The sequence below is a fragment of the Kribbella sp. NBC_01245 genome, from assembly GCF_036226525.1.
GTDB lineage: Bacteria > Actinomycetota > Actinomycetes > Propionibacteriales > Kribbellaceae > Kribbella.
This window is the reverse complement of the sequence record NZ_CP108487.1, coordinates 2501014-2513846: the sequence shown is the minus strand read 5'-3', so window position 1 is coordinate 2513846 and position 12833 is coordinate 2501014. Positions and strand designations below refer to the sequence as shown.

At 68.3% G+C, this 12833-nt stretch carries 18 protein-coding genes; 7 read left to right on the top strand and 11 right to left on the bottom strand.

Annotated elements, in window-relative coordinates; genetic code table 11:
* Window positions 1-11: 11 nt before the first annotated feature.
* The 5 genes from OG394_RS11095 to thiO all read right to left on the bottom strand — a co-directional run bounded on the left by OG394_RS11095 (window position 12) and on the right by thiO (window position 4095).
* Window positions 12-1157 (bottom strand): lytic transglycosylase, encoded by a 1146-nt coding sequence (locus tag OG394_RS11095; protein ID WP_328995084.1) that lies wholly within the window; start codon window positions 1155-1157, stop codon window positions 12-14.
* A 272-nt stretch (window positions 1158-1429) separates the two neighbouring features.
* A complete protein-coding gene (locus OG394_RS11090; protein WP_328995083.1) occupies window positions 1430-1693 on the bottom strand; it encodes a hypothetical protein in 264 nt (87 codons plus the stop codon).
* Window positions 1694-1893: 200 nt separating this feature from the next.
* Window positions 1894-2670 (bottom strand): thiazole synthase, encoded by a 777-nt coding sequence (locus OG394_RS11085; RefSeq protein WP_328995082.1) that lies wholly within the window; start codon window positions 2668-2670, stop codon window positions 1894-1896.
* 2 nt (window positions 2671-2672) lie between these two features.
* The gene (thiS, locus tag OG394_RS11080; protein ID WP_328995080.1) at window positions 2673-2873 is read right to left on the bottom strand and encodes a sulfur carrier protein ThiS; all 201 of its coding nucleotides are present in this window, start codon (window positions 2871-2873) and stop codon (window positions 2673-2675) included.
* A gap of 67 nt (window positions 2874-2940) precedes the next feature.
* Window positions 2941-4095 (bottom strand): glycine oxidase ThiO, encoded by a 1155-nt coding sequence (gene thiO / locus OG394_RS11075; protein ID WP_328995079.1) that lies wholly within the window; start codon window positions 4093-4095, stop codon window positions 2941-2943.
* Window positions 4096-4160: 65 nt separating this feature from the next.
* Between thiO and thiE the strand changes: the two genes are divergently transcribed.
* The 4 genes from thiE to OG394_RS11055 are packed head-to-tail and all read left to right on the top strand — an operon-like array spanning window position 4161 to window position 6179.
* Entirely contained in the window at window positions 4161-4829 is a 669-nt protein-coding gene (gene thiE / locus OG394_RS11070) for a thiamine phosphate synthase (protein ID WP_328995078.1), read from the top strand.
* Window positions 4826-5245 (top strand): ribonuclease domain-containing protein, encoded by a 420-nt coding sequence (locus tag OG394_RS11065; protein WP_328995077.1) that lies wholly within the window; start codon window positions 4826-4828, stop codon window positions 5243-5245. Before thiE ends, OG394_RS11065 begins: the two co-directional genes overlap by 4 nt.
* A 2-nt stretch (window positions 5246-5247) precedes the next feature.
* Window positions 5248-5673 (top strand): barstar family protein, encoded by a 426-nt coding sequence (locus OG394_RS11060; RefSeq protein WP_328995076.1) that lies wholly within the window; start codon window positions 5248-5250, stop codon window positions 5671-5673.
* Window positions 5673-6179 carry a GNAT family N-acetyltransferase gene (locus OG394_RS11055; protein WP_328995075.1) on the top strand — a complete coding sequence of 169 codons (507 nt, stop codon included), beginning with the start codon at window positions 5673-5675 and terminating at the stop codon, window positions 6177-6179. Before OG394_RS11060 ends, OG394_RS11055 begins: the two co-directional genes overlap by 1 nt.
* On the opposite strand, the gene OG394_RS11050 is transcribed toward OG394_RS11055, so the two are convergent.
* From OG394_RS11050 to OG394_RS11035, 4 genes are all read right to left on the bottom strand, one after another.
* Window positions 6169-6846 (bottom strand): hypothetical protein, encoded by a 678-nt coding sequence (locus OG394_RS11050; RefSeq protein WP_328995074.1) that lies wholly within the window; start codon window positions 6844-6846, stop codon window positions 6169-6171. The genes OG394_RS11055 and OG394_RS11050 overlap by 11 nt on opposite strands.
* Window positions 6843-7349 (bottom strand): RNA polymerase sigma factor, encoded by a 507-nt coding sequence (locus OG394_RS11045; RefSeq protein ID WP_328995072.1) that lies wholly within the window; start codon window positions 7347-7349, stop codon window positions 6843-6845. Before OG394_RS11045 ends, OG394_RS11050 begins: the two co-directional genes overlap by 4 nt.
* A gap of 4 nt (window positions 7350-7353) precedes the next feature.
* Window positions 7354-7647, bottom strand: a complete 294-nt coding sequence (locus OG394_RS40045) for an SDR family NAD(P)-dependent oxidoreductase (protein WP_442914283.1) — start codon at window positions 7645-7647, stop codon at window positions 7354-7356.
* A gap of 262 nt (window positions 7648-7909) precedes the next feature.
* Window positions 7910-8734, bottom strand: coding sequence for an NAD(P)H-binding protein (locus OG394_RS11035; protein WP_328995069.1), 825 nt, complete (start codon window positions 8732-8734; stop codon window positions 7910-7912).
* 36 nt (window positions 8735-8770) lie between these two features.
* On the opposite strand from OG394_RS11035, the gene OG394_RS11030 reads away from it, so the two are divergent.
* A complete protein-coding gene (locus OG394_RS11030) occupies window positions 8771-9628 on the top strand; it encodes an LLM class F420-dependent oxidoreductase (protein WP_328995067.1) in 858 nt (285 codons plus the stop codon).
* On the opposite strand, the gene OG394_RS11025 is transcribed toward OG394_RS11030, so the two are convergent.
* Complete coding sequence (locus tag OG394_RS11025; RefSeq protein ID WP_328995066.1) at window positions 9617-10330, bottom strand: YqjF family protein; 714 nt, start codon at window positions 10328-10330, stop codon at window positions 9617-9619. The two genes, OG394_RS11030 and OG394_RS11025, sit on opposite strands and share 12 nt — an antisense overlap.
* A gap of 19 nt (window positions 10331-10349) precedes the next feature.
* On the opposite strand from OG394_RS11025, the gene OG394_RS11020 reads away from it, so the two are divergent.
* Complete coding sequence (locus tag OG394_RS11020) at window positions 10350-10763, top strand: helix-turn-helix domain-containing protein (protein ID WP_328995064.1); 414 nt, start codon at window positions 10350-10352, stop codon at window positions 10761-10763.
* On the opposite strand, the gene OG394_RS11015 is transcribed toward OG394_RS11020, so the two are convergent.
* Window positions 10755-11828, bottom strand: a complete 1074-nt coding sequence (locus OG394_RS11015) for a polyprenyl synthetase family protein (protein WP_328995063.1) — start codon at window positions 11826-11828, stop codon at window positions 10755-10757. The two genes, OG394_RS11020 and OG394_RS11015, sit on opposite strands and share 9 nt — an antisense overlap.
* Before the next feature lie 58 nt (window positions 11829-11886).
* Here OG394_RS11015 and metF point away from each other — a divergent pair, with 58 nt between their 5' ends.
* Window positions 11887-12819 (top strand): methylenetetrahydrofolate reductase [NAD(P)H], encoded by a 933-nt coding sequence (gene metF, locus OG394_RS11010; protein WP_328995062.1) that lies wholly within the window; start codon window positions 11887-11889, stop codon window positions 12817-12819.
* Window positions 12820-12833: the final 14 nt, after the last annotated feature.

Genomic DNA, 12833 nt, shown 5'->3' with positions numbered 1-12833 from the left:
CGCAGCGCCACTCAGCCGGCGGGGTTCCACCCCTGGTTCAGCCTGATCAGGATCCGGGTCACGTTCTGCACGTAGATCTTGGTGTCGGGATACATCCCGTGACGCCGGACACCGCCGAGGCCCTGGTAGTAGCCCGCGATGGCGATCGGCAGCTCGGCCGCGCTGGTCAGCCGGTCCAGCAGTACGACGCCGGCGGTGATGTTGTCCCTCGGCTTGAGCAGGTCGAGGTCACGCCCGACGATGCCCGAGCTGAACCGCCCGGTGGACGGGATCACCTGCATCGCGCCGATCGCGTTCGCGGGCGAGACGACCCGCTGCTTCCAGCCGGACTCCTGCCAGGAGATGGCGAGGGCCAGGTTCGGGTTGACGCCGTGGCGTTTGGCGGTGGCGATGATGAGGGCGCGGATCTGGGCCCGGCTCGGCAGGTCGCGCGAGCGCAGGATGGCGCGGTTCCGGTCGGCCGCGGCGACGACCTTGTCCGAGTACGTCCGGCCGGCGAACGTGTTGTTCTTTTTCTTCTTCGGCTTGGCGGTGACCGGCGGCTTGGGCTTCGCCGCCACTGGGATTCGCAGCGGTTTGCCGGCGAAGATCCGGTCGGTCCGGGCCAGGCCGTTGGCTGCGAGCAGGGCGCTCTGCTTGATCTTGTAGCGACGGGCGATCCGCTCGATCGTGTCGCCGGGCTTGATCACGTAGACCACGCCAGTAGGTCGTTGCGGCCGGGTGGTCTTGTCGCTGCCACCCTTGCCGGGCAGCTTCAGGATGTCGCCCGCGTAGATCGCGTTGCCGTTGCCAGGCAGGTGGTTCAGCTTGACCAGCGCGTTGACGGTGGTGCCGTAGCGCTGGGCGATGTGGCTGAGCGTGTCCCCGCTCTGGACTTTATAGCCGCCGAGACCGGGTGAGCCGGCGGTGATCAGGCCGGCGGCGATCAGCGGTACGCCGACGCCCTTCGCGACCGTCAAGGCGGTCCGCCGTCGCTTACTAGTGGTCGCAGCGGCCGACCACGCTGTCGCCGAGACGCTGACCGGTTCGGATTCGGCCGGCGCCGCGGTCGTCGTACCGCTGCTGGAAACGGTGGGCACGGTGGTGCCGCCTGTTGTCGTGGTGACCGGCTCAACGGCCGGGTCGGCTGCGTTGGTCGGTACGCGCAAGTTGTCCATCTTGTCCATCTCCCCGTGAATGTCTCCCTGACGGTAAGCGCGGTACGGATGTGACAACAGGGGCGCCTGTGCACCTTGTTACGGCTGTTACCAAAGGTTTACATGGTACGACTGAACTACATCGGTGTTGTTCACGAGCCGGTTGGTTGCCGAGGGCGCCGAAACCGCGAATCCCTTGTGCCGCGGCGTTCCTGCCGACGTCCCTTGCCAACGGCAACGGACATGACGAAGGGCCCACCGAAACCGGCAGGCCCTTCGTCGTTCAGCTGAGATCAGTCGTCGAGGACTTCATCCAGAACACAGTCGACCAGGTCGCCCGCGTCGTCCAGCAGGTCGTAGGCCTCGTCGAGCAGGTCGTCGGCCAGATCGACGATACCGTCGAGAGCGTCACCGCAGCCGTCATCACAGCCCCCGCCGTAACCGCTGGTCGACATCGAAGCAACGGGTGCCGCTGACGCCGGGGTGATCCCCGTGAAGGTGATCACGCCAGCCGCGATCATGGCACCGGCGATGATCCGAGTTGCAGTTTTCCGCATTTGTCCTCCGTAGATCCAGTGATGGCTAATGCTTCACACCGGCGGGCGGAGACCGGACCAACACGACAAAACGTAGTGAACCGCACACGCAAAGTACAGGCTTGTCACGCACCGCAGACATTGCATCTCTGTCACAGCCGCACTGCAGCGGTACGACGGTCAGGAGCAGGTTGTACGACGGGCAGGGTGCGCGCGGTCGGTCAGGTGCCGAGGCGGCCGTCGAGCGGGGAGGACGGGTCCGCGGAATGCCAGCGCCGCGGAATGCGCCCGGCCAGGCGAGCGGATCGCCCTGCCGTGACCGCGTCGCGCATCGCAGCAGCCATCAGGGACGGGCGCTCAGCGCGGGTCACGGCCGAGGCGAGCAGGACGGCGTCGCAGCCGAGCTCCATCGCCAGCGCGGCGTCGGAGGCCGTACCGATACCGGCGTCGAGCACAACCGGGACACCCGCGTTCTCCACGATCATCGAGATGTTGTGCGGATTGCGAATTCCCAGCCCGGAGCCGATCGGGGAGCCGAGTGGCATCACCGCGACACAGCCGACCTGCTCGAGCCGACGGGCCAGGATCGGGTCGTCGTTCGTGTAGGCGAGCACCTTGAAGCCGTCGGCCACGAGCCGCTCGGCCGCATCCAGCAGTTCGACCGGATCCGGCAACTGGGTGTGATCGTCCGCGACGACCTCCAGTTTGAGCAAGTCCGTCTCGAGCGCCTCGCGGGCCAGTCGCGCGGTCAGCACGGCCTCGCCGGCCGTGAAGCAACCGGCGGTGTTCGGCAGGACCTCGATGGCGTGCCGCTTGAGCACATCCAGCACCGAACCCTGCTGGCCAGGGTCGAGCCGCCGCAAGGCGACCGTGGTCAGCTGGGTGCCGGAGGCGACGAGTGCCTCCTCGACCACCTCGAGGCTGGGCGCACCGCCCGTGCCCATGATCAGCCGGGACGTGTACTCGCGCCCAGCGATCCGCAGTGTGTCGTCAGCCATCGTCAACCACCTTGCACAGCAGTCAGGATCTCCACCCGGTCGCCCTCGGCCAACTCGGTACCCGGCCAGTCCGTCCGGGTGACCACCGCATCGTTGACCGCGACGGCGACACCGGTCGGGCTCTTGGCCCAGCGCCCCACCACGTCAGCGACGGTGCTCCCGGCCTGCAGTTCCTCGGCGGCCCCATTCACAACGACGTTCACGGGTCCACTGTATGCAATGTGCCCGGCCCGTGAAGTGCGAGCCCTGTGCGATCCATCACGACGCCCGTCACGACGCCATCGGGCCGGTGCGGAATCGCTCGGCCAGGAAGGGTTTCGCGAGGTCGGGCAGCGTGCCGGTCACGATCGTCTGCGCGATCGCCTCGGCCGTGATCGGCGTCAGCAGTACGCCGTTGCGGTAATGCCCGGTCGCCCACAACAACCCGTCGATCCCGGACGGCCCGAGGACCGGCGCGTTGTCGGGCGTGGTCGGGCGAAGACCCGCGACCGCTTCGACGAGCTCGAGCTCGTCGGTGATCGGCAGCACCATCCGGGCATCGCGCAACAGGCTGAAGACGCCGCCGGCGAGGACGCGAGTGTCATACCCGAGCTCGGTGCTGGTCGCGCCGACCACCAACTCGCCGTCCGGCCGCGGCACCAGGTAGACGGCGAACCCGCGAGCCGTCGCCCGGACCGTGTGCTGCAGCGCAGGCCGGTAGGCCTCGGGCACCCGCAGACGGAGGATCTCGCCCTTCAACGGCCGGACCGGCGGCCTGAGCTCATCGGGAATGCCCTCGATCCGGGCCGACCAGGGCCCGGCTGCAATCACGACCGTCTCCGAGCGGATGACCTCGCCGTCTTCCAACTCCACACCAGTCGCGCGATCGTCGTCGACAAGAACGCGCGCCACGGTACGACGTACAAGCTGGACGCCGCTGGACTCACAAGCGCTGAGAAGGGCGGCGACCGCGCGACGGTTGTCCACGGAGTGGTCGTTCGGCACCCACATACCGGCGGAGACGCCGACAGCCAGCAGCGGTTCGCGTTTGCGGGCCTCGCGCCCGGTGAGCTCGACGACCTCCAGACCGAGGCGCCGCTGGTACTCCGCGAGGCGGCGGATGGCGGCCGCATCGTCGGCGTCGTACGCGACTGAGAGGGTGCCGCTGGCGTAGAGGCCGGACGGCAGGCCCGTCGCCTTCTCGAGGTCGGCGGCGAACGTGGGCCAGGCGGCCACGCTGGCCAGGTTGAGCGCGAGCAGGTCGTCCTCGCCGTACTCCACCTCGGTGACCGGTGCGAGCATGCCGGCGGCCACGGATGAGGTCTGCTCACCCGGGGTCGGATCGGCCACGATCACCCGCACGCCGTTGCGCGCCAGCCGCCAGGCGGTGGCCAACCCGATCAGCCCACCCCCGACGATGACGACATCCGCGCTTGTCTCTGCCATGGAAGGAACAGTAGTTGCCTCTACCTGCAGAGCGGCGGTCGTCCCGAACATGGCAGGCTGGGCGTGTGACCTCCCACGTGCCCGCTGATGCCACCGCCCGCGAACGCCTCGCCGACGCGCGTCTGTACCTGTGCGTGGACGCGCGTGAGACGCAAGGCGATCTTGAACAATTCCTCGACGCCGCTCTGCGTGGTGGTGTCGACATCGTGCAGTTGCGCCAGAAGGGGCTCGAGGCCCTGGACGAACTCGCGGCCCTGGAGGTCTTCGCCGACGTCTGCCGACGCCACGGAAAGCTGCTTGCGGTGAACGATCGCGCGGACGTGGCGTTCGCGTCCGGCGCCGACGTGCTGCACCTCGGGCAGAAGGATCTGCCGGTGTCGGCGGCCCGCGCGGTATTCGGGCCGGAGCCGATCGTCGGGCGGTCTACGCACACCTTCAGCCAGGTCAACGCGGCGATCGAGGAGACCGGGTCGGACTACTTCTGCACCGGCCCGACCTGGACCACGCCGACCAAACCCGGCCGGGCCGCGGCAGGCCTCGAGCTGGTGTCGTACGCCGCGAGCCGGCATTCGGCCAAGCCGTGGTTCGCGATCGGCGGCATCGACCTGGATCGCCTGGACGAGGTGCTGGAAGCCGGCGCCGAGCGGGTAGTCGTCGTACGGGCCATCGCTGACGCGGATGATCCCGAAGCCGCGGCCGCGTCGTTCGCCCAGCGCCTGCGGGGCCGCGTGTGATCGGCAACCCGAAGGCCGCGCGGATCGTCGCGGCCGTCGTGATCGCGATGCTGGTGCTCACGCTCGCGGCCTCGCTGTTCGGCTGCAGCCCGGAAGACGCGTCGAAACACACCGAGGCCGATCCGGACAGCGGCCTGGTGCTGGTCAGCAAGACCGATCTGCCGGTCGAGGCGCGCGAGACGCTGGAGCTGATCGAGAAAGGCGGACCGTTCCCGTACCAGCGCGACGGTGTCGTGTTCGGTAACAACGAGAAGATCCTGCCCAAGCATGATCGTGGCTACTACCGGGAATACACCGTTTGGACGCCTGGTGAGTCCGGCCGTGGCGCCCGCCGTATCGTCACCGGTAAGGGCGGCGAGCAGTTCTACACGGACGACCACTACCAGAGTTTCCGCAGAATACGGGTGGACGAATGAGCGTGACCGAGCTGTTGGCCAAAGGCCTTCCGCCAGGGGTGTTCCGCTGGGATTCCGACTCGGTGCCTGACGACGTACGACGTGAGGCCGAGCAGGCGGGGTGGTCGTACACGCTGCTCGACACCTCCGCAGTGCTCGACAAGGCGGGGTTCATGGACGTCTGCGCGACCGCGTTCGACCTGCCGCGCTGGTTCGGCAAGAACTGGGACGCGCTGGCCGACTCGCTCGGCGACCGTGGGACGGGTGAGCCTGAGCTGGTGCTTTGGGAAGGCTGGCAGCACCTGCTCGACGCGGACCACGACACCGTGGCGGTCGCGTTGCAGATCTTCACCGAGGACGCGAAGGAGTCGGGCCAGCTCCGCATCCTGATGCGCCACCCGGCCGACGTGACGGTGCCTTGCCTGCTGACCGGATTGCCGGCGGTCTGATGCTGATCGAACCCATGAGTGCGGCGGATTGGCCCGAGGTCGAGGCGATCTATGCGGAGGGAATCGCGACCGGTATCGCCACCTTCGAGGCCTCGCCTCCTAGCTGGGAGGCCTTCGATAAGGGGCGTTTGCCGCCTCATCGGTTTGTGGCTCGTGCCGTTGCTGGTGGACCGGTGCTGGGGTGGGTCGCGATCACGCCGGTTTCGACGCGGGCGGTGTATGCGGGTGTGGTCGAGCACTCGATCTACGTCGCTGGCGCGGCCGCTGGTCAGGGCGTCGGGCGTGCGTTGCTGCGGACGTTGATCGACAGCACGGAAGCCGCTGGGATCTGGACGATTCAGTCCGGGATCTTCCCTGAGAACAAGGCGAGTCTTGCTCTGCACCAGGCGCTCGGCTTCCGCGTTGTCGGCACCCGAGAGCGCGTCGGGCGGATGCCGCAAGGTCCGCTCGCTGGTCAATGGTGCGACGTCATTGCTCTCGAACGCCGCAGCTCCGTCATTTCTTGAAGTCCCACGGACCGCCCCTCACGATGTAGGACTTACCGTCGATGTCGAAGGTCTGCTCGGCGTAGATCTGGTACGTCTGGCCAAGGCTGGAGTCCATCGCGTTGATGCAATCTCCAAGGACCATCACGCCGCCGTAGATCGCCGACTCGCCGGGCGCCAGCTTGAACGCCTCCAAGGACGAGAATTGCCCGCCGAAGGCGAAGGCGTTGCCCATGGCCGCGGCCACCGTCTGCGGACCCCTGGCCGTCCAGCCGCTGAGGGTCTGCGCCGAATGGTTGGTCACCTTCACCTTGGCGATGATCCGCCAGGGCCCGTCCTTGTCCTCGATCCGCGCGCTCTCCAGCGTCATTCGCAGCGATAGCAGAGGCTGGTTCTGCGCTGCGACGGGCTTGCCGCAACGGCCGAGTGGCGGGTGCTCGGTGCCTGGAGTGGCCGGCGTGCCGAGGTCGGGCGTCGTGGTGGGCGGTGCGACCGTGGGGATCTCGCCGCCCGTGTTGCCGAAGCTGAAGGTCGCCGTGGCGGCGACGGCGATCGCGGCGGCTCCAGCGACCATGGCCGTACGACGGCGGCGGTGGTGGGCGATGCGGATGATCGTGGCGTCGGTGTCGATGGCCGGCGGGGGAGTGCCGTTGGCCTCGGCTTCGAGCAGGGCTTTGAGATCGGTCATGGCCGGGCACCTTCCTGGGTCAGGTCGAGCCTGGTGGACAGCCGGGCGAGGCCGTCGCTGAGATGACGTTTGACCGTGCCTTCGCCGCAGCCGAGGGCGTCCGCGATATCGGCGACCGGCAGGTCTTCGTAGAAGCGCAGTACGACGCACGCGCGCTGGCGTGGCGACAGAGCGGCGAGCGCGGTTCGCACCAGGTCTGCCGTGTCGGCCGCGTCCGTCGTACTGGCGGTGATGTCGGCCGTCGCGACCAGATGACGTTTGGAACGCCAGAGCCGCTCGCGCCGGTGCTCGTCGAGGTAGCGGTTGAGGATGGCGCGCCGGACGTACGCCTCGAGCTTCTCGAGGTCGCCGCTAACCCTGGCCCGGCGGAAGACCCGCAGCAGTCCTTCCTGGACCAGGTCGGCCGCGCGAGCGTCATCCCCGCACAACAACCGGGCATACCGAACCAGCGCGGGACCCCTGCTGTCGACCAGCTCCGTAAACGCCTGCCGCCAATCGGCCATTTCCTCACCTCACCCCTTCAACGACCACCTGGCGTGAAACGTTGGGGGCTGGCTCAGACCAATCCGCCGTTGACGTCGAGGATGGCACCGTTGACGTTCGGCCGCCGTACGTCTTGGCCAGGCCCTTGGTCAGACTGACCAGCGCACCCTTCGACGCGCCGTACGACGGATCCTCGCTGCCGGTATGCGCGACGACCGAGGCGATGTTGACGATCGAGCCCTCGGTCCCGTCAGCGAGATGCTTGCTGATGAATTGGCGGCAGAGCTCGATCGGCGCCGCGACGTTGACCGCGAGCACGCGCGCCGCGTACGCGGGGTGGTTTCGAGCAGGTTGGTCGCCTGGTAGAGGCCGGCCGCGTTGACGAGTGCCGTCGGCGCACCGAGTCGGTCCGTGATGACGCTGAGGTCGAGCGCCGCGGGATCGGCCAGGTCCACGATGAGGTCGAGATCGGCGCCGCCTGGTTGGAGGTCGAGGCCGGCCACTTGCCAGCCGGCCGTGCGGAGTACGTCGACGATGGCGCCGCCGATACCGCCGGCGGCGCCCGTCACTATCGCGATCGTCATTTCGTGAAGGCGTCGGCGTTGTCGGTGCACCATTGGGTGAAGGTGCGGGCGGGGCGGTTGAGGAGTTGGGGGACGGTGTCGCGGACGGTGGTTTCGTCGACGGTGTGGTCGCCGAAGAAGCTCTCGAAGGCTTGGGCGTACGGCGGGGGCGTGGTGGCTGCGAGTTCTGCGTGAGTCTCGGCGCGGGTTAGGCCGTAGAACTCGAGTGGGCGGTTGAGGGCCTCCGCGAGGATCGCTACTTGTTGTGCCGGGGTCAGCGCCTCTGGGCCGGTCAGACGGTACGTCGCGTTCGATACGTCATTGGTGAGCGCTTGGACGGCTACGTCGGCGATATCCCGGGGGTCGATGGTGGCGATTGGTACGTCGGGCCATTGCGCGCGGATGAGGTTGCCGTCGCGTAGTTGGTCTCGCCAGCGGAGGGCGTTCGACATGAAGCTTGTAGGCCGCAGGAAGGTCCAAGCGAGGCCTGAGCGACGTACGGCGTCTTCTGAAGCCTGGTGGTAGGCGGCGACGGCGTTGTTGGTGTCGGTGCCGTCTAGCGATCCGCTGGATAGGAGCGCTACATGCCGAACACCGGCAGCTGCTGCGGCCTCTAGCAGCTTGGTCTCGTCGTTGTAGCCGCTGAGCATGAAGAGGCCGTCTACTCCGCTCAGGCTGTCCAGGAACGTCTCGGGCTGGTTGAGGTCGCCAATGATGGCTTCAGCTCCTGCGGGCTCACTGCCGGCACGACGAACTACTGCCCGCACTGGCTGACCTGCTTTGACGGCAGCTGTCGCAACCGCGCTGCCCACGTTGCCCGTCGCCCCACACACGAGAATCATGGGTGCGATCCTGCCAGCTAGTGAAGAGGCGTTGGTATGCGAATCGGAGCGGTCCTCCCGCAAATGGAGATCGGCCACGACCCGGCGGTGGTCCGCGACTGGGCGCAGGCGGCCGAGGCCGCGGGTTACCAGCACCTGTTGGCGTATGACCATGTGCTCGGGGCCGGCGTCAACACCAGGCCGGGGTGGCGGGGATATACCAGCGACGACTCGTTCCACGAGGTGCTCGTGCTGTTCGGGTACTTCGCAGCGCTGACCACCACGGTCGAGCTCGTCACGAACGTGGTGATCCTGCCGCAACGTCAGACCGCGCTCGTCGCGAAACAGGCCGCCGAGGTCGACGTACTGAGTGGTGGCCGGTTGCGCCTCGGTGTCGGCATCGGCTGGAACGAGGTCGAGTACGACGCGCTGGGCGTGCCGTTCAGCCAGCGAGGCGCGCGGATGACCGAACAGGTCGAGGTGATGCGGAAGCTCTGGGCCGACGACCTCGTGACGTACGACGGCAAGTGGCACCACATCGACAACGCGGGTCTGCGTCCGTTGCCGCCGCGGCGATCGATCCCGGTGTGGTTCGGCGGTGGTGCCGATGCAGTGCTGAAGCGGACGGCTCGCATTGGCGACGGGTGGTTCCCGCAGAGGCGGCCGGACGAGAAGGCGCGGGCGATGGTCGATCAGCTCAAGCGGTACGCCGAGGAGGCCGGCCGCAACTCGGACGCCATCGGGATCGAGGCTCACCTGACGCTGTCCGCCGTACCGGAGCCGGAGTGGCCCGCGTACGCCGCCGCGTGGCGCGACTTGGGCGCGACGCACCTCGGCGTGAACACGATGGGGCTCGGCTTGACCGGCGCGGAGCACATCGCCGTACTGGAACGGGCTCGCGGTCTACTCGAGTAGAACCGGATGGCCGAACGAGACCGGCACGCCGTGGCTGAACGCGAGGTGGTCCGGCGGCCGGGTGGTGAGGTGGCCGAGGCCGTGGGTGGCGAGTAGGCCGTCGTCGAGGTCGAGGAGTTCGGCGCTGCGCAACGTCCAGGCGGGATGCTCGTTCGGCAGGTACCAGGTTTTGCCGAGGTGGGCGACGTGCAGACCCCAGCGCGCGGTGAGCCAATGCTCGAGCGGCCCGGCCGTCAGCGGTTCGCCCGCGCGGATCTGGATCCGGCTCGGCCCGCGCTCGGCGACGTACGTGTGGATGTCCCCGATTGCGGCGTACCGCAGCCGCGTCCAGCGATACGGCAGACCGAAGATCGCGCGGGCGGCCGCGACGACCGGGACCCGGTTCGCGTCGAGGCTGAGGAAGATCACGCCGCGACGGCCGGTCCGGTCGACCGAGTAGAGCCGCACGTTGGTTTCCAGGAAGCTGCCGAGCCAGGGCATCGCCGGGCCGTGGGCAAAGCCAGTGCCGAGCATGCGGAAGGGAATCAGCCCGACGTACGTCTTGCCCTCGAACGTGTCCGGCCGGGTGCCGGGCGGGTAGTACCGCTCGACCGACGCCGGCTCGACGGCCCAGTGCAGGAACGTGAGGTCGAGCCATTGCTGGCGCAGCAGGTGCGGCCGGGGGAGCGGTGGTGCGGTGACGCTGACCGGTTCGGGCTCCATGTCTACCTATCATGAGGGCATGCCTCAGGAGCTCTACTCGGTCGAGCAGGTGGCCGACCGATTGGGTCTGCACGTGCGCACGGTCCGGAACTACGTGCGCGACGGCAAACTGAAGGCGGTCCGGATCGGCAAGCAGTACCGCATCGCCCGCGAGGATCTGGCGGCCCTGACCGGTCTGCCCGAGGTCACCGGCGAGCGGCGTCTCGAGGTGTCGAGCATCGTCCAGATCGACGGTGTCGACCGGGCCGGCGCCGACCGGATCAGCACCCACGTGCTCGCCGCGCTGAACGGCCGCCGCGCCGAGGACGGCCGGCTCCAGGTCGAGACCATGTACGACGAGGAGCGCTCGGTGCTCAAGATCATCGTGCTCGGCGACGTCACCGCCAGCTCCGACCTGCTCAAGCTGATCGCGATGGTCGCCGGCTCAGACTGAGCGGGTCGTAGCGGCAACCGCGAGTGCGGCAAGGGCTTCGCGGGTCTCGGCGTCGTCGATCGGCGCCTTGCCGAGTGAGGCCATGGCGTCCTCGGTCCGCTCGGTGATGAGGTCCTCGCAGGCCTGCACCGCGCCGGTGTCCTGGAGGATCTCGCGCAGCACCTGCACCTCGTCATCGGTCAGCTCGTCGCGACCGAAGTGCCGGTCGAACTCCGCCAGCTGTGCCGCCGACGCGTGCTCCACGGCGTACGTCGTGAGCACGGTCCGCTTGCCCTCGCGCAGATCGTCCCCGGCGGGTTTGCCGGTCAGCTTCGGATCGCCGAAAACCCCGAGCAGGTCGTCACGTAACTGGAACGCCTCGCCGAGCGGCAGGCCGTACGACGACAGGGCATCGATCAACCCCTGCCCACCACCCGCCAGGGCCGCGCCGATGTGCAGCGGCCGCTCGACCGTGTACGTGGCGGACTTGAACCGCAGCACCCGCAGGGCCCGATCCATGTCGGCCTCACCACTGGCCTGCGCGACGAGGTCGAGGTACTGCCCGGCGGTGACCTCGATCCGGACGGCGTCGAAGAACTTCTCGGCCCGGCCCAGCGCCTCGGTACTGAACCCGGACGTGTGCAGCATCTCGTCGGCCCAGACCAGACACAGATCGCCCAGCAGGATCGCGGCACCAACGCCGAAGCTCGCCGCGTCACCACCCTTGCCGGTCTGCTCGGTCCGCGCCCGCTGCAACGCCTCGAACCGCCGGTGCGCGGAGGGCGCCCCACGCCGAACATCGGAGGAATCCATCACGTCGTCGTGGACGAGGGCGCTGACGTGCAACATCTCGAGGCTCGCGGCGGCCTTGAGGATCGGCAGCTGCGGATCACCGCCGGCGGCCCGGAAACCCCAGTAGCAGAAGGCGGGGCGCAACCGCTTGCCGCCGCTGGTCGCATCCCGGGCGGCGTCCACCTGGGCCTCGAGCTCCGGCCCGAGCGCGGCGAGCCGCTTCTGCTGGATGTCGAGAAAGCTGGTCAGGGCGAGCTGCACTCCGCCCGCGATGTTCGTTGCGTCAGGGTCCACGTCTCGGAGAGTAGTCGGTCCGCGCGGTGACCCGGTCGGTCCGGGTAGCCTGGTGCCCATGGCGACCGGTTTCCCTTCGATGCGCAAGAGCAGTGCACCGACCGTCCGCGAGTTGCTCGCGGCCGGGGACAAGTCGTTCTCGTTCGAGTTCTTTCCACCGAAAACACCTGAGGCCGAAGAGGTGCTCTGGCGGGCGATCCGCGAGATCGAGCAGCTCCGGCCGACGTTCGTCTCGATCACGTACGGCGCCGGCGGCAGCACCCGCGACGGCACCATCCGGGTGACCGAGCGCGTCGCCCAGGACACCTCGCTCACCCCGATCGGCCACCTCACCTGTGTCGCGCACTCCCGCGACGAGCTGCGCTCGGTGATCGGCGCGTACGCCGGGGCAGGCGTGCGGAACGTGCTGGCGCTGCGCGGCGACCCGCCTGGTGGTCCGACGAAGGAGTGGATCGCCCACCCCGAAGGCCTGAACCACGCGGTCGAGCTGGTCTCGCTGGTGCGTGAGCTCGGCGACTTCTGTGTCGGAGTGGCCGCTTTCCCGGACAAGCATCCGGAGGCCGCCGACCTGGATGCGGACGCGCGCGTGCTGGTGGCGAAGGCCGAGGCGGGCGCGGATTACGCGATCACGCAGATGTTCTTCCGCGCGGACGACTACTTCCAGCTGGTCGACAGGGTGGCCGCGCTCGGCTGCGAGATGCCGATCCTGCCCGGCATCATGCCGGTGACGAACGTCAAGCAGATCCACCGGATGGCCGAGCTGACCGGTATGGCCCTGCCCGCCGAGGTGACCGACCGGCTGTACGCCGTGGACGGGGATCCCGCCGCGGTCCGGGCCGTCGGCATCGAGATCGCCACCGAGCTGTCCGACCGATTGCTCGCTGGTGGCGCTCCTGGCATCCACTTCATCACCCTCAACCGGTCGACGGCGACGCGCGAGGTCTTCCAGAACCTGCAGTCCCACGTTGCCGCCGATGTTCGGGCGAGCTGAAAGGCCCCTTGGTT